The sequence below is a fragment of the Bradyrhizobium sp. BEA-2-5 genome (genome assembly GCF_032918025.1).
Lineage (GTDB): Bacteria > Pseudomonadota > Alphaproteobacteria > Rhizobiales > Xanthobacteraceae > Bradyrhizobium > Bradyrhizobium pachyrhizi.
In genome coordinates this window covers 305,459-324,621 of sequence record NZ_CP136629.1, presented here as the reverse complement: position 1 = coordinate 324,621, position 19,163 = coordinate 305,459, and the positions used below count along the sequence as shown (strand labels likewise).

The window sequence follows — 19,163 nt, the reverse complement described above, 5'->3', positions numbered from 1 at the left end:
TAAAGTTTCGGCACGTAAGGCGCGATCATAGCTAAGTGGTCGTTAACATCGTGTGAGTTTGCGCACACCCAGGCGAAGCAAATCGCGGGCCAGAAACAGTCTTAGCGGCGACGAGTGGGGCTTTTCAGGGACAGCTAGCGCTTGCGGAGCTGAAATCCGCCGACCGCCGTCAGGATAAAGGAGCGCGGAAACAGCCGGAGCAGGAACGGCACCAGCTTGATGAAGGCGCCAGGCAGCACCGCGCGCTTGTTGGCCATCAACCCGCTATAGGCCTGGCGGGCCACCTCTTCCGGCGAAACGTTGAGGATGGCGGAATCGAATCCAGGGGCAAACCCGGCGCGATCCTGAAACTCCGACGGTACCGGGCCCGGGCAAACCACGGTGACACGCACGCCCTGCGGCGCCAGCTCACAGCGCAACGCCTCGGTAAACGACAGCACATAAGCCTTGCTGGCGTAGTACACGGCCATGCCGGGACCGGGCAGAAAGCCGGCGACGGAGCCGACATTGAGAAGACCGCCCTTGTTCCTGATCAGCTGATCGGCAAAGCGCAGCGACAGATCCGTCAGGGCCCGGATGTTGACATCGACGATGCCGAGCTGCTCGACGCGATCGCGCTCGATGGCATCGCCGAACACGCCGAAGCCGGCATTATTGACGAGAAACTCGACCTCGACCCCGGCGTCGGTCAGGGCCTGCGCGATCCGGTCGCCCGCATCGGCGTGCTGGAGATCACAGGGGATCACAATCGGCGCTGCGCCGCCCTTGGCCCCGAGCTCGTCGGCGAGCGCCTTCAGGCGGTCGGCGCGACGCGCCACCAGCGCCACACGGTGACCATTCGATGCAAACACGCGCGCCAGTTCGGTGCCTATGCCCGCCGATGCCCCGGTTATCAGCGTCACACGCTCGGTCACGTTTCAAACTCTTACTGCAAATTCTAGTGAGGTCCCCAACAAGGCGACGAGAGCATAGGCATGCGGTGGGACGCAAGCCGTGTGTAAGCTTGTGGACAGTCGCGAGGCACTGGTTTTGTGATGAAACGCCAGATTTTCAGTCGGATCGCCCACAATCGCGGCGGACATTAAAATTTCGTCATCCCTGATACCGGTGACGATGCCTCCGCCGGCGCGGGCAATCGCGTCAGATTGCGGCGTCCGCGGTGCCCCAGGGGCCCTTTGGTAGCGCCGCCTGCTTCTCGGCGACCCGATGCTTCAGCTCGATCCGGTCGCGCTGGGAAATCCCGAGCAGGTCGGAAGCACGCCAGACGACATTGTCTTCGAACTCGCTGACTTGGCCGTCGGCATAGACCAGCTCCCACATCATCCGGACGATGCGCTTGCGGCCCTCTTCGTCGAGCGAGCGCATGATGACGCTGGTGAAGTGATAGAGGTCCACCGCCTCGCCCTCGACACGCATGGCAGAGGCGATCAACTTGTCGGCCGCGCCGCGGTCGAGCTGGAAACGGCTCTCGATCAGGCCGTGCAGCTTGCGCGTCTCGGCCGGCGTCGGCTCGCCGTCCAGCGAGACGACATGCACCAGCAGCGCGGTCGCCGCCAGGCGATAGTCGCCGTCATCGAAGGTGCGGTCGGCCTGGGCGTCGGGGGAAACGATATCGGCAATGAATTGGCGAAGTCCGTCGAGCATCGTTCTCTCTGTGGAATGAAGCCTGCCTGATTTGAGCGTGATCTTTCCGGCTACACGCATGTCCGGATCATGCTCCGTTGAAATCTATATGGCGTGGAAACAGAACCGGTGCAATCCGCGCAGGTTCCCGCTGCGACATTACGTTTCGGCAAGCATTACGTTTCAGCAATATGACTACGGTATCTCGTACACCACGAGCTTGTCGGCAATGCCACGCAGTGCCGCTTCCTTCTGGATCGGCTTGATCGCGGCGCGATCGAGGATGCCCGCGACCTCAGCCGATTCCATCACCGGCTGGGTCAAATGGATCTCCTGCGCGGTCGACAGGCTCTGCACGCGCGCGGCGATGTTGACGGTCTGGCCGAAATAATCCTGCCGCTCGTTGAGCATGACCGCGAGGCAGGGACCTTCATGGATGCCGATCTTGACGATCAGATCTTCCTTGCCGCGCTCGGTGTTGAGCTGCTTCATCGCCGCCCGCATGCGCAGGCCCGCCGACAATGCATGCTCGGGCCTGACGAAGGTCGCCATCACGGCATCGCCGATCGTCTTCACGACCGCCCCCTTCTCGGCGGCGATGATCTCCAGCAGCGCGCGAAAGTGCGCCCGCACGAGATCGAAGGCGTTGAGGTCGCCGACCCGCTCATACAGCGCTGTCGAGCCCTTCAGGTCGGTGAACAGGAACGTCAGGGACGTGATCTTCAGCCGCTGGTCGACATTGAGGTTGTCGGCCTTGAAGACGTCGCGGAACGTTTGGTTGGACAGCATCCGCTTGGCCGTCAGGATCGGCTTGCGCTTGCCGATCATCTCGTGCAGCGCATCGGCCGCTACCCAAACAGCGGGCAGCACGCGGGTGTCGGTCTGGTTGTCCAGCGACAGCCGCAGCGGCCCCGGCCGCAGCACCGTGGTGCCGGTCGGCGCCTGCAGCTTGTTGAACACGATCGAGAACTGCTGGCGCTCGGTGGTCGGCTCGCCCTGCACGTCGAAGAAATGCGCCGAGTGCGTCACCGGCTCGAACACGATCAGGAACTGCTTCGGCAATTGCAGCGACAGCAGCGCCTTTTCGCCGGCGGGCAATTCCAGCGATTCCAGCGTCACCTCCTTGAGCAGGCGCTCCAGCGAATCTTCGTTGATGTCGACGCCTGAGCTCCAGAACATCTGCCGCACATATTCCCAGATCGGCAACGTGTCGGGGTCATGAGCACCGATGCGGCGGACCCGCGGACTGACGGTGAAGGCCACCTCGACCATCTCGTCTACCGAGGCCTCGTATCCGGCGGCGCAGAGCGCGCAATTGTAGTCGTCATGACGCAACGATTTCAGCGTCGAATGCGCATCGAGCACACCTCCGCAGCCGGGACACAGCACGTTCCAGCTCATGTCGAACAGGCCGAGCCGCGAAGCGTGCAGGAAGCCGGAAATGACCTTCTCCTGGTCGAGCCCGGTACGGTTGGCAAAATCCAGCGCATTGATCCGGTTGAGATCGCGATCGTGACCGTTGGCGATCAGCTGCTGCATGGCATCGACCACGGCCGGATCGGTCGTCTGCCTGAGGACTGCGAAATGGGCCTGCGTATCGCTCATGGTGAGCCCCTAGATGAGCATTGGGACACCGCCGCGCAAGATCAGCGCGGCTTGATCGTAAACACCGGGGAACGGTTCGGCTGTGTCGTCACCACGCCGACCGGCAGCACCGGATCCTTGTCCGCCAGCGCGACGCGGAACGCGCCGATGATCTTCGCAAGCGCGAGCGTCGCCTCGACCAGCGCAAAATGCGCACCGATGCAGACCCGCGCGCCGACGCCGAACGGCAGATAGGCGAACCGATCGGGCGGCGTTCCCGTCATGAAACGCGACGGCACGAACGCGTTCGGATCGCGCCACAGCTTCTCGTGCCGGTGCAACAGCCACGGCGCGATCAGGATTACGTCACGCTTCCTGACCGGACGGCCCGCGATGGTATCGGGACCGCCCGCCGCACGCGCAATCAGGAACGCCGGCGGATAAAGCCGCATGGTTTCGTCGATCACCGCGCGGGTGAATTTCAGCCGCTCGATGTCGAGCGCGCCAGACGTCGCCGCGCTCGTGACTTCTGCCGCCAGCTGTTCCTGAGTTAGGGGATCGAGCGCGAGCAGATAGAGCGCCCAGAACAGCGCCGTCGCCGTGGTCTCGTGACCGGCGAGGATCATGGTCGCGACCTCGTCGACGAGCTGGGCATCGGTGAAGGCCTCGCCGGTTTCAGGATCACGCGCGGCGCCCATCAGGTCGAACAGGTCGCGGGCCGGCGCGTTGTCATCCTTGCCGGCCGCACGTCGCTCGGCCATCAGCATGCCGACGAACGCGGTCCAGCGCTTGCGGAAACGGGCGCGGCGGAAATCCTGCGGCGTCGGCCAGTTCAACGGCAGCACCAGATCGAGCATGTGCGGCCGCGCCAGCGTATCGCCATACTCCATCACGAAATCGCGCAGCGCGGCGCCGTGGCGATCCATGCCGAACGAGAACATGGTGCGGCCGGCGATCTCCAGCGTCATCCGCTGCATCGCCTCGCGCAGATCGACCGGGCCGCCACTCGCCGACTTCAGCTTGGCGATGGTCTCGTCGACCGCCGCAATCATGTAAGGCACCAGCGTCGTCACGGCGCGCGGCGTGAACGCCGGCGCCAGCGTGCGGCGCTGGTGTTTCCACGCACGCCCTTCGGCGATCAATAGCCCCTCGCCCAGCATCGGACGCAGCACGCGAAGGCCGGCCGGCGTGCGGGTGTAGTTCTCGTAATTGTCGACCAGCACGTGGCGGATCGCATCCGGCGTGTTGAGGATGAAGCTCGAGTGGTTGAGGAAGCGGCCCTGGACGATGTCGTCCTCATAGGCGCGCTGGCCCCAGGTCTCGATCGGCGAGTTGCGCATCACCCGCATCCGCTGGAACGCGCCCATGTCGGCGGGCGCGCGCGGCGGCGCCGGCGGGACCAGGGGACGTCGCGTGACCGTGATATCGTAGACTTCGGCTATGCTCATGGTCCTCGCTTCCTGCCTCACGCAACGGCCGATCCGGCCATGCGATCCCGGCGCCAAGACGGCGCGCGGACCCTCCACCAGACCTAATAAGTCAGCTCGGCGACCGCAATCCGATTTTCCGATGCCGGCCAGGCCCGCATCATCATGCGTTCCCCGTTGAAGATCGCGGCGACCGGACGGCCGAGATCGGCCGCGGCCAGCCGCAGCGTCGTCACCGAATCCGTCGGCACGCCGGGTTTTACATCGGCCGGCTCCTTGCCGTCGAACAGCACGATATCGCGCGGCAGGCCGAAATAGCCGCGCGGCCGCGACATCAGCACGACCGCGCCTGCGCCGGCATCGGCCGGCCCCAGCGGCCGCGCCGCGCGCAGATGCACGATCTCGGACGAGCGCACAAACGGCGAGCGATAGATGTGCGTCGTCGCCGCACCAGGCGCCGTCAGCACGAATTCGAGCGGCCACGACGGGTCGACCTGCGCCGGACCCCAGCGGCCGTCGGCGCCGGTCTGCGAGCTGTGCAGCGGGCCACCAATGCGCTCGCCGGTCTCCGCCGCGACACGATAGATGTCGACCGTAGCCCCCGGCACCGGTCGATTGGTCGGCACGCCGCCGGGCGTGCCCGTGACGAGGCCGCTCAGCCTCACCGCCGTCTCCGGCACGATCTCGATCCGCGACGGCTCGTGCCTTGCGATGAATTTGTAGATCTCGCGAAAGGCGCGCGGATGAAAGGCGGTCTCGCGATGATCGACCGCGCCGAGCACCAGATTGGTCGCGCCCTTCAGCGCCGGGCCTTCCGTCGTGACGTTGGTCGGCGTGCCCGGCTTGCCGACGAAGCGCCCGTCGGCTTGCGCATATTTGTCGAGGCCGTCGCTGCGCAGCGTCAAGAACAGGGTGCCAGCGGTCACTTCGCTGTCGCCATCGTTCAGCCCGCGCAGGAACGGACCGCGCCCGTTGAACTCGTTGCCGAGCCCGTCATCCCACGCATACACACCGTGATTGGGCGTGCCGCACAGCACTGCGTGGCTGATGTCGCCGCCGCCATTCTTGATGTAATTGCGGATCGCATAGCCGCCGCGCGAGCTGCCGACCAGGGCCACCCGCGCCGCACCGGTCCGGCGCTTCAGATCCGCGATGGCAGCGGCGAGCTCGCGGCGCTGGTCCTCGGTCGAGGAGCGGCTCGCCTGCTCGACCTTGTCATCGCTGCGCGCCAGGGGATCGGTGAAATTGATCGCCATCATGCGCTCGCGGGCGATGCCGTTTGATTCCATCCGCCACAAGGTCGTCATCCAGAGCGCGTCGTAATCGCCATTGCCGTGAACGAACAGGATCGGCGGGGTGTCGCCGGCGAGCGCCGGCTGAGCAGACTGCGCCAAGGCCGGGGCGAGGCGGCCGGCCAGCAGGGACAGGGCGCCCGCCCCTTGCAAAACTCTCCGCCGCGACAGCGCCATTGGTCCCCCTCCCCGAGCCTTCCCCAAGCCTACTCCGAAGCCTTCCTGAGGTCTTTCAGAGCTTTAGCTGTGTCCTATCGCCGCCAAGAATGCCGTAATCGCTGGACAGGACACGCGTTTCGCGGGCATCAGTTGGTGCAGCCGGAATCGTCCAACACGCCATAGCAGGCCAACCGGAACAGGATATGACCGAACCGCGTGATCGCTCCGACAGTATCACTGCACCGTTGCGGCATTCAATCTTCCGGCGCATCTGGCTCGCCAGCCTGCTCTCCAATCTCGGCCTCCTGATCCAGGGCGTAGGCGCGGCCTGGGCGATGACGCAGATGGCCGCCTCGGCCGACAAGGTGGCGCTGGTGCAGACCGCACTGATGCTCCCGATCATGTTGATCTCGATGCCCGCCGGCGCCATCGCCGACATGTATGACCGCCGCATCGTCACCCTGGTCTCGCTGTCGATTGCGCTGACCGGCGCCACCATCCTGACCGTGCTGGCCTGGCTCAATCTGGTAACGCCGAACATCCTGCTCGCGCTGTGCTTCGTCGTCGGCAGCGGCAATGCGCTGTTCGGCCCGGCCTGGCAGTCCTCGGTCAGCGAACAGGTGCCGCCCGAGGCATTGGCGTCCGCGGTGGCGCTCAACGGCATCAGCTACAACATCGCGCGCAGCTTCGGTCCTGCGGTCGGCGGCATCGTGGTGGCGTCCGCGGGCGCCGTGGCCGCCTTCGCCGCCAATGCCGTACTGTATCTGCCGCTGCTCGTCGTACTGTTCCTGTGGAATCGCGTCAGCGAGCCGTCGCGGCTGCCGCGCGAGCGGCTCAACCGCGCCATGGTCTCGGGCGTGCGCTACATCACCAATTCGCCGCCGATCAAGATCGTGCTGTTGCGCACGCTGGTGATGGGCCTGATCGGCGGCGCCGTGATGGCGCTGATGCCGCTGGTCGCGCGCGACCTCCTGCATGGCGGCGCGCAGACCTACGGCATCATGCTGGGCGCCTTCGGCATGGGCGCGGTGATCGGCGCACTCAACATCAGCGAGATTCGCAGCCGGCTCAGCGGCGAAGCCGCCATACGGGTCTGTGCGTTGACGATGGGCGCGGCGATCGCCGCGGTTGCCGTGAGCAAGCAGCCGGTGATCACCGCCGCCGCGCTGGTGCTGGCCGGAGCGGTCTGGATGGCTGCGATCGCGCTGTTCAACATCGGCGTGCAGCTGTCGGCGCCGCGCTGGGTCGCGGGCCGCTCGCTCGCGGCGTTCCAGGCCTCGATTTCCGGCGGCATCGCGATCGGCGCCTGGGGCTGGGGCCGCATCACGGACGTCGGCGGCGTCGAGATGGCGCTGCTGATCTCCGCTGGTCTGATGCTGATCTCGCCGTTGCTCGGCATCTGGCTCACGATGCCGCGCGTCGGCGCGCGCAACGAGGATGCGGACGTGCTGGCCGATCCCGAGGTGAAGCTCTCGCTGACCGGACGCAGCGGACCGCTGGTGGTCGAGATCGAATACCGGGTCGCCCAGGAGAACGCGCGCGCGTTCCACAACGTGATGCAGGACGTGCAGCTCTCGCGACAGCGCAACGGCGCCTATGGCTGGTCGATCGCGCGCGACATTGCCGATCCCGAATTATGGACCGAGCGCTATCACTGCCCGACCTGGTTCGATTACCTGCGCCAGCGCAACCGCTCGACCCAGTCCGAACGCGCGCTGCATCAGCAGGCGATCGATTTCCACATCGGCTCCGAGCCGGTGCGTATCCGCCGCATGCTCGAGCGCCCGTTCGGTTCGGTGCGCTGGAAGGACGAGACGCCGGACCGCGCCGCCAAGGAGGTGATCCCGGTGGTCGCGACCGCGGCGGGGAGCAGTACGTAGGCCGTGTCGTCATTCCGGGGCATGCGAAGCATGAACCCGGAATGACGACGATTGAATTTACTGCCCGTGATCGGCGAGCGTCTGCTGGCAGGCCTTGCTGAGGCGGCTGCGATGCTCCTTCAGACACGCCAGCACGACCTGATCGCCCTCGCTGAGATGGGCGCGGCAGAACCGCGAGGCATCGCGCGAGCAGGCATCGCGCCCCTGCTGCTGTGCCGAGGCGGCCGACGTCAACAAAACAAGCGGCACGACGGCAAACAGAAATCGGGTCATCTCTCAAAGCCTCTCTAGCGTTTCCGCGAAGGGGTGCCGGTTCGCGTGAAGAAAACGCGTCAAATAGGGAATCCGGAGCCGCGTTCCGATTTCATCGCAGCGGAAACGGCTCCAGGGAATGCGACGCCGGTTCTATAGCGTTTCCATGCCGCGAAGAAGCTTGAAACCGACTGTGACGGTCATCACGCATGGGTAAGACCCGCTTTTTCTTGTCCTTCCGGCGCCTTGTTGGGATCGCGTTAAGACCTTGTTGGCATTAATCGCTCGTTACGGCTGTGGCGTATCCTTAAGTTCCGAGAGAGTGTGTAGCGATGCGTAATGCGTTGGGCCTGATGCTGGCCAGTGTAGTTGCGGCGGTCGTGATCGCCGCCGTGTGGTTCTGGACCTCCTCGCCGCGTGCCGACGCGGCTCCTCCGCAAACCACGGCTGCGGCCAAGGCCGTTCCGCTGCCTGCGGCGGCAAAACAGGCCGCCAAGGACGATGTCGAGACGACCGCCGCGCTGTCGAAGCGCGCCGATGCTACCCAGGCCGCGGCACCGGCCGCCACGCCTGCTCCGGCTCCGATGCCGGCCCCCGTCGCGGCCGCGCCCAAATGCGCCAACCCCGATGCGCTCGGCATCAGCCGCACCGTCGTGGTCGACACCAATGGCGGCCCGGGCTTCGGTTTCCTGCAGTACAAGCAGTATGACTTCCTCACCGACAAGGAGGTCGTGCTGACCTTCGACGACGGCCCGTGGCCGGTCAACACGCCCGCCGTGCTGAAGGCGCTCGCCGATGAATGCACCAAGGCGGTGTTCTTCCCGATCGGCCTGCACACCACCTATCACCCGGACATCCTGCGCCAGGTCGCCGCCGCCGGCCACACCATCGGCGCCCATACCTGGTCGCATGCGCATCTCGCCAGCAAGAAGCTGACCGAGCAGCAGGCCAAGGACGAGATCGAGAAGGGTTTCAGTGCGGTAAAGCTGGCGCTGGGCAGTAATCCCGCGCCGTTCTTCCGCTTCCCGGCGCTGGCGCACACCCCGGCGACGACGGCCTATCTCGGCACCCGCAACATCGCGATGTTCTCGGTCGACGTCGACTCCAACGACTTCAAGTCCAAGAGCGCGGACGAGGTGATCAACAATGTGATGACCAAGCTCGACAAGGAGCACAAGGGCATCATCCTGATGCACGACCTCCAGAAGCACACCGCACAGGCGCTGCCGACGCTGCTCCGCAAGCTGAAGGCCGGCGGCTACAAGGTGGTCTGGATGAAGGCCAAGACCCAGCTCGAGACGCTGCCCGAATACGACGCGATGATGGCGAAGACCGAGAAGCCGATCGCAACGGGCCGGCCGATCGGCAACGTCGTGCAGACGGTCGCCGAGTAACGCAGCGAACGCACTCTCAACGCAAAGCGCCCCTGGATCAGATCCAGGGGCGCTTTCGCTTTCTGACCGCAACCACCTTCCGCTGGCCCGACACGGCCGGACGACGTTGAACGCCTGTGCCCCTTCGAGAGTGGCACCATCGCGCCCGGCGGCTGCGGCCCACCAAAATATCGAAAACAACCCCATGCAAAGGAGCCGGCGGCCGCCGTCTCCGGGCTGACCGCTTGAGGGCTGGTGCGCCGCGCCGGGTGAAGATGAGAACTATCTCTACTCAATAGCCCTCTGGAGCCCCCCCTTTGCAGGACGGCGAAGGCTTGAGCCCCCGACGCAGCATCTACCGGCTTGTTTCCATTCGTGGTTCGGATCCGGAGCATCGGGACGTTGACCGAGTCGTTCGATTGTGCCGGCGAGGCGCATGCTCCCCTCTCCCCGGCGCGGGCGTAGCGGGCGTTCGGATCGGCCGAGACGAATTGTCCCGTCTTACGCTCGCATCACATGAAATCTCCAACCATCTTCGAAAAACGCGATGCGATCGGATAGAGCTCAGATCGAGCCAGCCGGCGCGACGGCGGGAAAATCCTGCTCGGGATCGAACACGTTGTTGAAAAAGTTCGTCAGGGAGTACATGGCCACTAACGCGACGATCTCCATGATGTTCGCATCCGTGTAGCCGGCGTCCCGGACGGCTTTCATATCGGCGTCACCGACCTTGCCGCGGGTCGTGATGACTTTGCGCGCAAACTGGAGAGCGGCGTCCCGCTTCGGATCACTGGCATGACCCTTCCGAGCGAGAATGATTTCATTAGCCGGCAGCTTGGCCATATGCTCGGCCGTAAAGCTGTGAACCGTCAGGCAGTCGTTGCACCCATTCACTTCGGAGACAGCGAGGCCGATGCTGTCACGCGTCTTCACGTCAAGCGCCTTGCTCAAAGAGCTGAGCAGGGTGGCCCATGCGTTGAACGCGATCGGGCTCAGCGCGAAGGTCGCCATCATATTCGGAGTGAATCCGATGTTCCTGGTGAACCCATCGAGAGTCGGTTTCGAATCTGCCGGCATCTGAGCCGGCGTTGGCAATGCAGTTCGAGCCATCAGCAATCTCCGTAAATAGCTGATTTCACTAACGTTATACGAGGTGCAGCACATCGGTCACCGGGCGGCGCGGCTTCTGCGCCCAGTTTCCCGGACGCTCCGGCCGCACGGCCAACAGCAGGACCGGCACTTCGTCCCTGGCCAAGCCGAACTCGCGGTGCACCGGTTCGGCATCGAAACCGATCATCGGCGTCGAACCCAGGCCTAGCGAGCGGGCCGCATAGATGATCGCCGCCGCGCCGAAAGAGGCGGTTCGTACCGCTTCATCGCGCCGGCGCTGTGGGTACTCCATGTACAGATTGCGCGCGGGAATCTCCCATTCCGGCACCATCTTCGCCGGCATGACGCCCGATTCCACCAGCGGCGCCAGCCGCTCTGGTATTACGCTGGAATCGGCCAGCTTGCCGCAGACGATGAAGGTAACGGCTGCGTCGGTGATCGCGGGTTGATTCCAAGCGATCGGACTCAGCCGAGCTTTGGCTTCAGGCGTGCGCACGGCGATGAAGCGCCAGTTCTGCACGTGGAAGGATGTCGGTGCGGCGGTGCCGATTCGCACGAGCTCTCGGATTTGGTCGTCGCTCAGGGTGGCGGCAGGGTCGTAATACTTCGTAGAGCTGCGGCTCAGGATACATTCGATAACAGCGTTGGTCATGGTTGGTCCTATGAGTGACGTGATAGGTTGAGGCACGAGAGTGCTTTCGCTCTCTTTGAGAGCCGGCCGGCCGCATTCATCGATAGGCGCGCTCCGCTCACGGACGAACGCGGATGATTGTCTTCCCGCTGATCCGCTTGGTCGGATTGAAGGCGGCAACGGCATCGTCGAGGGCAGCCACGCTGCCGATGTTTGTCCGCACACGTCCGTCACGCGCCCGCCGGACAATCTCATTCAGTTGGGCGCGATCGGGTTCGACGACGAAGTCTACCGTCCGGCCGTCAGCGGGCCGTGCGTCAGTCGGGCCGGCGATGGTCACTAGCGTTCCTCCGGCTCTAATCAGGCCTGCGGACCGCTTCGCGATGTCGCCGCCGAAGACATCGAAAACCAGATCGACAGGGCCGACGTCTTCTATGGCGTCGTTCTCGAGGGCAACGAACTCCTGCGCGCCGAAGTCGAGCGCCGTCTGACGGCCGGCAGCCCGTCCGATGCCGATGACGTAAGCACCGGCCTCACGTGCGAGCTGGGTTGCCATCGAACCGACGACGCCGGCGGCACCGTGCACAAGGATGCTCTGCCCCGCCCGAAGCCGCCCGTGATCGAACAGCCCCTGCCACGCGGTAAGGCCTGGCATCACGAGGGCCGCGCCCACCGTGAAGTCTACATCGCCCGGCAGCGGCGCGAGGTTGCGTGCCTCGACCGCCACATACTCCGCCAGGGTGCCGTCGCGATACCAGTCCGCGAGGCCGAACACCCGCTGTCCCACCGACAGCCCCCTCGTGCCATAGCCGAGGGCGGTGACCACTCCGGCCAGCTCGTGCCCCGGGATCGACGGTGTTCGGTCGCGGCCGAGGCGATCGGTCCAGGTCGAGGGCCACGTCAGCTCATCCCAGGTAAATCCCGACGCATGAACCTGAACGACGACGTCGTTTATCGCTGCCTGCGGCTCGGGCTGATCCATAAGCTTCATCCCCGCCGTTCCCGCGGCCTGGTCCGCTACCACGATTGCCTTCATCGTGCACCTGCCTGAGTGCGGCAGCTCATCATCTTCCGAACTCCTTTTCAGACGAGCGAAAACCGGAAGGCGAAACTCGATGGCTCGAATGACCTTGGATATTGAATCGATGCCATCGACGCGGCGCATTTCCTGAAGCCACGTTGCCACTGGTCCCGGCGCGATGAAACACGCGTCGGGCGTTCCTGGACGCGCGGACACGCATTCTGGACTCCGGAGCTGGCCAACGCCGAGGATCGGTGCGCCGAGTGTGCGCGAATCTGGCTAAAGCGCGATGAGATTGGGATGAATCGTCATCGCGCTTTAGGTCTTTGTTCAAGCATGATTTTTTCGGAAACCCGCTACACACTTTTCCGAATCATGCTCTAGGGAACGGAAAAGAGCCCGGTTGAGGCGCAGCGTCGGGCAAGCACGAGCCGACGCGGCTTGCTTTCGGCCTTTGCCGTTTCCAGTTTTTTCTTCGATCAGGCAGCGAGCTCAGCCAACGCCGATAGCCCGACGAACAGTTTCAATAGATGAGCGGATGTCGCTATCGGCACGCCCATTCAAAATCGCTCGCTTGCCGGGAGAGCTGCCTCGGAGGCGGTATTTGGCTCAAGCGCCCGTACCACTCGCACCGTGCTTCACGCGCAGCCGGTACTCGCTCGGATCAACGTTGTAGGCTTTGCGGAATGCTCGCACGAAACTTGACCGGCTTTCGTAGCCGGCGTTGTAGGCCACAACATCGACTGGGGCTGACGTCGTCGTGAGATCGAGCGCCGCCTGCCGCATCCTGAGATCCCGAAGGATGGCCATCGGCGAACGGCCAAAGATCTCCGAGAACTTCGCCATGAATGCCGACCGGCTCAGACCCGCGCTATGCGCAAGGCTCTGAATCGTATGAGCGGCCCCCGGACGCGCCACCATATCGGCGAATGCACGCGTGATCTGCCGATCCGCGAGAATCGAAAACCGATCAGTCCAGCTGCAGGAGGACTTCATCGACCGCCTCACCAGGGCGATGATGACCTGCTTTAGCAGGGACGCCGTCATGGCGCCCATACCGATTTCCTGCACGCAAAGCTCCTCGACCGCTTCGCGAAGCTTCAGGTCGATCTTGTCCGTCGGCTCGAATTTCTCGACCACGGGCTCGCGCAATTCGCGAAACAACCCGACGGATTGTCCGAAGGATGCGTTGAAGAAGCCGCAGATCTGGATGATCTCGAGCTGCTCGGTCGGTGTTGCGATACGCAACACGCTGTCATGCTGCTTCCAGCAATCGCGGGAGATGAGCTTCTTCGGGCCGCTGGTTCCGTCGACTTCGATTACGAACGGGGTACTCGGAGGCTTGATGATGAGGAGATGGGGTTCGAGCGACATCCAAGGCCCATCGCCGATCGAAATTCGTCCCCTGCCACTAATGGTGTAATGGACCGCCGGCGCATCGATCGTCCCCATCTCGGCGCGATGGCCTGATGGAATCAGCATTTCGGTGAGCGCGACGACATCGATCTCAAGTGCCCGCATGAGGTTGTTGAGATCGGCGGTGGCGAGCTTCGAGGCAGAGACGGCGATCCGCGAATCTGGCCGCTCGCCCTGTCCGCTTCCGGCCCGCGATTTGGCCGTGCTTTGCATAGCAACCTGCTTACAAGATCAACCCGTGAATCCGCTAGGCGAATCTGCCTTCACCCTTGAACTTGATTTTGTGGCACGCCGAAAGGAACCTTGGCATGGTCCAGTCGGATTGTTGGAACTTGGTCCTATCGGTGGGACCGTATCGCTGTAGGTTATGGCCTTGAGACATGGTCTCGGCGCAACGCCGTCGCCCGTGCACGCCAGCGTCTAGCACAAGCTCGCCTTCCGCAGCTCCGATGATGCCTTGGGAATAGACTCGTCGGTTTGGCCTTCTCCTTCACGACGCCCGAACTCCGGAGAAACTCAGTGAGTGCATTCGAACAAGGCCGCGTACGGCCCGCCGACAATGGCTTGGCGAATACGGCCGCCGAAAAGCTCCGCTGGCTGATCCCGGCAGCTGGAGCGATGGCCTATCCGTTCCTGCTCGATGCATTTCATCTCGCGGTCTCTCCCGCTGCTGGTCCGATGTCGTTCGGGCGACTGGTCCTGGCGGCGCTTTGCCTGTTGGCCACGACCGCCGCGCCCTTGCTGGGTCTTGCCTGCGCGTACTGGATGACCAAGGCCGAGCCTTCGTCGTTCGAGCTGCGCGCCCGCCGTCTCGCCTATGCCAGCACCGCTACGCCGCCCTTGTTCGTGCTGACCGGCGTCGGTCTTGGCCTGCTGCACATCCCCGTCAGCGACGAGCTTGTCTGGGTCGCGGGCTGGTTGGCCGCGTGCCTCTATGTGCTGCTCGGCAGCGAGCAAGTGCGCCCGGCAGAATCAGCCGCGATTACCCCATCCATCGCCAAATGGCGCGTGACGCACGGCGTCGCCGCAGCGATCATCCTGCTCTACGTCGCGTTTCACCTCACCAACCATCTGCTGGGTTGGCTCGGACCTGAGGTTCATGCCGCCATGATGAAGATGGGGCGCTCAGTCTATCGATCGTCCGTCGTCGAACCCATCCTCGTCGGCCTGATGCTGTTCCAGGTCGCCATCGGGATGCGGCTCGCCTGGCGCTGGAGCGCGCAGCCGGCGGATGCCTACCGCGTGTTTCAGATCGGCTCCGGCATTTATCTCGCGGCATTCATCCTCACCCATCTGAACTCCGCATTGATCTCGGCGCGGGCCGTCCACCACATCGACACCAACTGGGCCTGGGCGTCGGGCGCACCGACCGGCCTGATCCACGACGCCTGGAGCATTCGCCTGGTGCCGCACTACGCGCTCGGCGTCTTCTTCGTGCTCGCGCATCTCGCGTCGGGATTGCGCGGCATCCTGATCGCGCATGGCGTGGCCACCACAGCTGCCAACCGGATCTGGGCGACCGGGCTTGCAGCCGGCGGCCTGATCGCGATTGCGATCATGAGCGGATTGTGCGGAGCGCGGATCTAGGCTTCAGGCGGGCGGCAAGAGCGAGCCCGGTCGAGAAAAGCATCGATGTCGTCAAGCTGAGGTTGACTTGCTGCGGTCACGCCAAAGCGCAAAGATTGCCGTTGCGAGCTTGTTCGGCCGATCAGGCCTCGCATAGCTGACCACCGGCTTGCTGGAATGATTTTCCATCAGCTCCCCTAGTATCTCGTAGTCGAGTTCGAGACCGAACTTTTCGTACGGTATGGATTCGGACTCAGCTCCCCCCGCAACATAAAAGATATCGACTCGCGCCATCTCTTTCGCGATCGCCGCGGCTTCCGGCAAGGTGCCGCAGCCGTACGATTTGTATTCCCAGGAAGGATCGCTGAAGTGAAGTATCTTGCGGGTGCTTTCATCGAGCTTGCCGCGCTCTTCTTCAGAGAGCCCGATGATGATCACGTGGGCGATTTTCGGAAGCATCTGCCCAACCCCTTGAAATAGCGCCTCTAGAACTTGGTCTACCGGCGCGTGCGAGGGGTTCGACGCTCTGAGCAAATCGCATCCAGGCGCCTTAATGCGCGCTGGGAGCAAGCTTCACTTCTGGCTGAGAAATGGTGCCGCAAGAGGGATTCGAACCCCCGACCCCGTCATTACGAATGACGTGCTCTACCGACTGAGCTATTGCGGCGAACCGTTCGGCAACGGCCGGATCACGCGGCCACCTGATATCGGGCATGACCCCGATTGGCAAGGAAAACGCGGTTATCGAACCACACAGCGGTTATCTAACCGCGAATTAGCTTCCCAAACGTGACAGAAATCCGCGCCAACCGCCCACCTGGGCCTTGGGCGGGCCGATTTGTTCCGCAAATTCGTCCACCGGGCCGTCCTCGTCGACCCCGGGGTCGTCGGGAGCCCGGATGATCGGGATCACGGCCGGAATCGGCGCCGGTGCGGCTTTGGGCAGGTCGGTCCGGGACCGGAACAGGGGGGCCGGTGCCGGGGATGCCGATTCGGCGGCCGGAGGGGGAGCCGGTTCCAGCGCGGCGGGTTCGGGCGGGGCCGGGGCGGGCTCGGCCTCGATGGCCGCCGGGAGCGGGGCGTTATCCTGCGCCGTCGGCGCGGCCGGCTCCAAGGGCTTGACCTCGACCGGCTTGACCTCGACTGGCTTCACCTCGGCCGGCTTGGCCACTTCAGGCTCGCTGGCGACTTCCCTTGGCGGCTCGACCCGGCGCGGCGCCAGCATCGCCTCCTCGAAGGGCGACGACTCGATCGCATGGCCCTTGTCGGACGGCAGCGCCGCCACCGGTGTCTGCCACTGGAACGCATCGAGGCGGCCGGTGACCGGGGAGACCGGACGCCAGCGGTCCGACACATAGCCGTCGGCGGCCCAGACCGGATCGTGCAGGGCGCGCACCGCGCGCAAGGTCCAGGCGCGGGCGCGGCCGCCGTCACCATGCTCGGTGCGCTCGAGCTCGGCCATCAGCAGCGCGACGCGCTGCGTCGGCGCCGCGATAAACGGCTCCAGCGCCGCACGCGCCCTGGCGAACTCGGCGGCGTCGATCGCGGCGCGCGCGATCGCCAGCGCGCCCTCGATATGTCCAGGCGTTTTCGCCGCCAGCGTCTCGACCCGCACCAGGCGCTGGCGCGCGGTATCGCCGAGCTTCACATGCGCATAGGCGTCCGCGAGATCGGGATGCGGATTGGCGAGCCAGGCGGCCTCCACCAGCTTCATGGCGCGGCGCACCTGATGCGCCTCGCTCTCGAATTTCGCCGCGAGCACCGCCGCCGGCACCAGGGTCGGTGCGAGCTTGACCGCTTCCATCGCGCTCGAGCGCGACAGATCGCGATCGACGGTCTCGAACTCCAGCGCCCGCGCCGTCAGCAGCACGCCGCGCTGCCGCCGATAGGTCGCCTTGTCGATCAATCCGGCGCTCTGGTTGTTGTCGATGATCGACAGCGCGCCGGCCCAATCGCCCTTGGCGCAACGGAAGCCGAGCACCGCATGCGAAGCCCAGGTCGAGGACGGCGACAGCTTGATCGCCTCCTCCGCGATCATCACCGCGCCGACCGCATCGTCGGCACGCTGCGCCTCGATGAACAGGCCGCGCAGGCCGAGCAGCCGCGTGTCCTCGCGCTCGGCCATGACGCGGAAGACGCGCTGCGCCTCGTCGCGATTGCCTTCGAGCTGGGCCGACTGCGCGTGCAGCAGCAGAGCGAGCGGATCGTTCGGCGTGGCGCCGCGCCACTTCGGCATGCGCGCGCGCCGCCGAGGAGTCGCCATGCCCGATCGCAAGCAAGCCTTGCGTGATGGCGTGGCGGCCGCGGGCGTGACGCCGCTCGCGCCGGCCGCGACGGATGTGCGAGGGGATCTTCCAGAGCCCGCGCAGGATCACGCCGGCGATCATCGCGACGACGACGACGAGGCCGAGCAGATACATCGGCTGCTTGGACGTCAGCCGCAAGCCGCCCCAATTCAGCACGAGATCGCCGGGCTGATCGGCAACCCAGGCCGCGCCTGCTGCAGCGAGCGCGATCAGCAGCAGGAACAGAATGATCCGGATCATCGAGAACCTATTGCAAAGACTTACTGGTTGACCGTGGCGAGCGCCGCCATGGCGTTGTCGGCAAATTTACGCGACGCGTCGAGCGCGGCGCGGCGCGCGTCCACCTTGGCGAGCCAGGCTTGCGCCGCCGTGCGATCCGCCGGCGGCAGCGATTTCAATTCACGCTCGGTCAATGCGAGGTCATTATGCAGGGCGGCCGATGTCACGCGCGCGACGATGCTGCCGCGATCGGTCCCCGTGCCGTCGGTCCGCTCGATGCGGATCAGCGTGGAGGCACCGGCCTTCAGACGATCGACCAGCCCGGCATTCGCCGCCGCAGCTTCCGCCGCCGGCGGCGCGAGCCGCGGCACGATTTCCACCAGCTCGCGGCACAGCGCGTTCGGGCTCGGCACGCCTGAGGTCGCAAACGTCTCGAGCGGCTTCAGCACCTCGGCGTCATCCGACAGCGCTTTCGCAGCCTCGAGCGCGGAGGCATAGGGATCGCCGTGACGCACCGCGACGTCGAGCAGCGATGCCGCAACGACGCGGCGCAGCGGCACGTCGTCGGCCTTCGCCTCGGCCTTGGTGTCCGCAATCTTGCTGTCCTGCCTGGCGATCGCGGCGCCCTGCGCCTTCACCGCGCCTTCGATCTTGTCGATGCGCGCCGTGATGCCGGAGATATCAGCCGCAGCCGCGCCATCGCGCGGCGCGGCTTTCGCGTCATTGACAGCCGCCGCAAGCTTGTCGGATTGCGCCCGCGTCGCGGCGAGCTCGGTGCGCAGTGCGGCGATCGATTTGTCGAGCGCCTCCAGCCGCGCCGTCGCCGCGGGATCGGCGGCCGCCGCGACCGGCCTGCCGGCTTTCGATTCCAGCGCACTCAGGCGCGTGCCGAGTTCGTCGATGGCGGCATTGGGTTGCGGCGCCGGGACCGGCTGCACGACGGGCCAGCCAAGCAGCCAGCCGACCCCGATCACCAGCGCCGCCGCGACGGCGCCGGATATCGGCGCCACCACCCAGGGCGACACCGGCCGCGCCGGTTCGGCGTCCGGCGCCGCGGAGGCGGTCTCGGGCTGCGGCTCCGCTTGCGGTGCGGCGTCGCCTTGGGGCTCGGCCTCAGGCGTCGCCGCGTCCGCAGACGCCTTGCCGGCATCCTGGTCAGCCTCCCTGGCGGCTTCCTCGGCCCCCTCCGCCTTCGACGGTTCGCTGGAGATTTCGGTCGCCTGAAGATCGATGGTCGGCGGCGCGCGCTTGGGCCGGGAATCCGGCGAAGAGCCTGGGTCGTCTGGCCTTTCTTCAGCCATCGC

The 19,163-nt window shown here is 65.1% G+C and carries 15 protein-coding genes, 1 tRNA gene and 1 pseudogene; 3 read left to right on the top strand and 14 right to left on the bottom strand.

Going from position 1 to position 19,163, the window contains the following annotated elements:
* Nucleotides 1–134: 134 nt before the first annotated feature.
* The 5 genes from RX327_RS01505 to RX327_RS01485 form a co-directional block, all read right to left on the bottom strand.
* A complete protein-coding gene (locus tag RX327_RS01505) occupies nt 135–914 on the bottom strand; it encodes an SDR family oxidoreductase (RefSeq protein WP_317249250.1) in 780 nt (259 codons plus the stop codon).
* Between the two features lie 226 nt (nt 915–1,140).
* Nucleotides 1,141–1,644, bottom strand: coding sequence for a TerB family tellurite resistance protein (locus RX327_RS01500; RefSeq protein WP_317249249.1), 504 nt, complete (start codon nt 1,642–1,644; stop codon nt 1,141–1,143).
* Between the two features lie 174 nt (nt 1,645–1,818).
* Entirely contained in the window at nt 1,819–3,228 is a 1,410-nt protein-coding gene (locus RX327_RS01495) for an adenylate/guanylate cyclase domain-containing protein (protein WP_317249248.1), read from the bottom strand.
* Nucleotides 3,229–3,269: 41 nt separating this feature from the next.
* On the bottom strand, nt 3,270–4,655 hold the full coding sequence (locus tag RX327_RS01490) for a cytochrome P450 (protein WP_317249247.1): 1,386 nt from the start codon (nt 4,653–4,655) through the stop codon (nt 3,270–3,272).
* 83 nt (nt 4,656–4,738) lie between these two features.
* Nucleotides 4,739–6,103: a hydrolase gene (locus RX327_RS01485; protein ID WP_317249246.1), complete on the bottom strand. Its 1,365-nt coding sequence runs from the start codon at nt 6,101–6,103 to the stop codon at nt 4,739–4,741.
* 185 nt (nt 6,104–6,288) lie between these two features.
* On the opposite strand from RX327_RS01485, the gene RX327_RS01480 reads away from it, so the two are divergent.
* Entirely contained in the window at nt 6,289–7,965 is a 1,677-nt protein-coding gene (locus RX327_RS01480; protein WP_317249245.1) for an MFS transporter, read from the top strand.
* A gap of 57 nt (nt 7,966–8,022) precedes the next feature.
* On the opposite strand, the gene RX327_RS01475 is transcribed toward RX327_RS01480, so the two are convergent.
* Entirely contained in the window at nt 8,023–8,238 is a 216-nt protein-coding gene (locus RX327_RS01475) for a cysteine rich repeat-containing protein (protein ID WP_016842076.1), read from the bottom strand.
* A 311-nt stretch (nt 8,239–8,549) separates the two neighbouring features.
* Between RX327_RS01475 and RX327_RS01470 the strand changes: the two genes are divergently transcribed.
* Entirely contained in the window at nt 8,550–9,611 is a 1,062-nt protein-coding gene (locus RX327_RS01470; protein ID WP_317249244.1) for a polysaccharide deacetylase family protein, read from the top strand.
* A gap of 543 nt (nt 9,612–10,154) precedes the next feature.
* On the opposite strand, the gene RX327_RS01465 is transcribed toward RX327_RS01470, so the two are convergent.
* The 4 genes from RX327_RS01465 to RX327_RS01450 form a co-directional block, all read right to left on the bottom strand.
* Nucleotides 10,155–10,700 carry a carboxymuconolactone decarboxylase family protein gene (locus RX327_RS01465; protein WP_050383562.1) on the bottom strand — a complete coding sequence of 182 codons (546 nt, stop codon included), beginning with the start codon at nt 10,698–10,700 and terminating at the stop codon, nt 10,155–10,157.
* 34 nt (nt 10,701–10,734) lie between these two features.
* On the bottom strand, nt 10,735–11,352 hold the full coding sequence (locus RX327_RS01460) for a nitroreductase family protein (RefSeq protein ID WP_317249243.1): 618 nt from the start codon (nt 11,350–11,352) through the stop codon (nt 10,735–10,737).
* Nucleotides 11,353–11,449: 97 nt separating this feature from the next.
* Nucleotides 11,450–12,367, bottom strand: coding sequence for an NADP-dependent oxidoreductase (locus tag RX327_RS01455; protein WP_317251431.1), 918 nt, complete (start codon nt 12,365–12,367; stop codon nt 11,450–11,452).
* A 594-nt stretch (nt 12,368–12,961) separates the two neighbouring features.
* Entirely contained in the window at nt 12,962–13,981 is a 1,020-nt protein-coding gene (locus tag RX327_RS01450; RefSeq protein ID WP_050383560.1) for a helix-turn-helix transcriptional regulator, read from the bottom strand.
* Between the two features lie 306 nt (nt 13,982–14,287).
* Between RX327_RS01450 and RX327_RS01445 the strand changes: the two genes are divergently transcribed.
* A complete protein-coding gene (locus RX327_RS01445) occupies nt 14,288–15,355 on the top strand; it encodes a hypothetical protein (RefSeq protein WP_152977452.1) in 1,068 nt (355 codons plus the stop codon).
* A 51-nt stretch (nt 15,356–15,406) separates the two neighbouring features.
* On the opposite strand, the gene RX327_RS01440 is transcribed toward RX327_RS01445, so the two are convergent.
* The 4 genes and pseudogenes from RX327_RS01440 to RX327_RS01425 all read right to left on the bottom strand — a co-directional run bounded on the left by RX327_RS01440 (nt 15,407) and on the right by RX327_RS01425 (nt 19,160).
* Complete coding sequence (locus RX327_RS01440; RefSeq protein ID WP_050383558.1) at nt 15,407–15,793, bottom strand: hypothetical protein; 387 nt, start codon at nt 15,791–15,793, stop codon at nt 15,407–15,409.
* A 132-nt stretch (nt 15,794–15,925) separates the two neighbouring features.
* Nucleotides 15,926–16,001 (bottom strand) — tRNA-Thr (locus RX327_RS01435).
* A gap of 108 nt (nt 16,002–16,109) precedes the next feature.
* A pseudogene (locus tag RX327_RS01430) lies at nt 16,110–17,880 on the bottom strand (heme biosynthesis protein HemY).
* Between the two features lie 20 nt (nt 17,881–17,900).
* Nucleotides 17,901–19,160: a COG4223 family protein gene (locus tag RX327_RS01425; protein WP_283089024.1), complete on the bottom strand. Its 1,260-nt coding sequence runs from the start codon at nt 19,158–19,160 to the stop codon at nt 17,901–17,903.
* Between the last annotated feature and the right edge of the window lie 3 nt (nt 19,161–19,163).

Bases quoted from the DNA above. Each gene is read 5' to 3' on its own strand.
- RX327_RS01450 (WP_050383560.1), bottom strand. From the start codon at position 13,981: ATGCAAAGCACGGCCAAATCGCGGGCCGGAAGCGGACAGGGCGAGCGG.
- RX327_RS01480 (WP_317249245.1), top strand. From the start codon at position 6,289: ATGACCGAACCGCGTGATCGCTCCGACAGTATCACTGCACCGTTGCGG.
- RX327_RS01470 (WP_317249244.1), top strand. From the start codon at position 8,550: ATGCGTAATGCGTTGGGCCTGATGCTGGCCAGTGTAGTTGCGGCGGTC.
- RX327_RS01455 (WP_317251431.1), bottom strand. From the start codon at position 12,367: ATGAAGGCAATCGTGGTAGCGGACCAGGCCGCGGGAACGGCGGGGATG.
- RX327_RS01475 (WP_016842076.1), bottom strand. From the start codon at position 8,238: ATGACCCGATTTCTGTTTGCCGTCGTGCCGCTTGTTTTGTTGACGTCG.
- RX327_RS01440 (WP_050383558.1), bottom strand. From the start codon at position 15,793: ATGCTTCCGAAAATCGCCCACGTGATCATCATCGGGCTCTCTGAAGAA.
- RX327_RS01460 (WP_317249243.1), bottom strand. From the start codon at position 11,352: ATGACCAACGCTGTTATCGAATGTATCCTGAGCCGCAGCTCTACGAAG.
- RX327_RS01490 (WP_317249247.1), bottom strand. From the start codon at position 4,655: ATGAGCATAGCCGAAGTCTACGATATCACGGTCACGCGACGTCCCCTG.
- RX327_RS01465 (WP_050383562.1), bottom strand. From the start codon at position 10,700: ATGGCTCGAACTGCATTGCCAACGCCGGCTCAGATGCCGGCAGATTCG.
- RX327_RS01485 (WP_317249246.1), bottom strand. From the start codon at position 6,103: ATGGCGCTGTCGCGGCGGAGAGTTTTGCAAGGGGCGGGCGCCCTGTCC.
- RX327_RS01425 (WP_283089024.1), bottom strand. From the start codon at position 19,160: ATGGCTGAAGAAAGGCCAGACGACCCAGGCTCTTCGCCGGATTCCCGG.
- RX327_RS01495 (WP_317249248.1), bottom strand. From the start codon at position 3,228: ATGAGCGATACGCAGGCCCATTTCGCAGTCCTCAGGCAGACGACCGAT.
- RX327_RS01500 (WP_317249249.1), bottom strand. From the start codon at position 1,644: ATGCTCGACGGACTTCGCCAATTCATTGCCGATATCGTTTCCCCCGAC.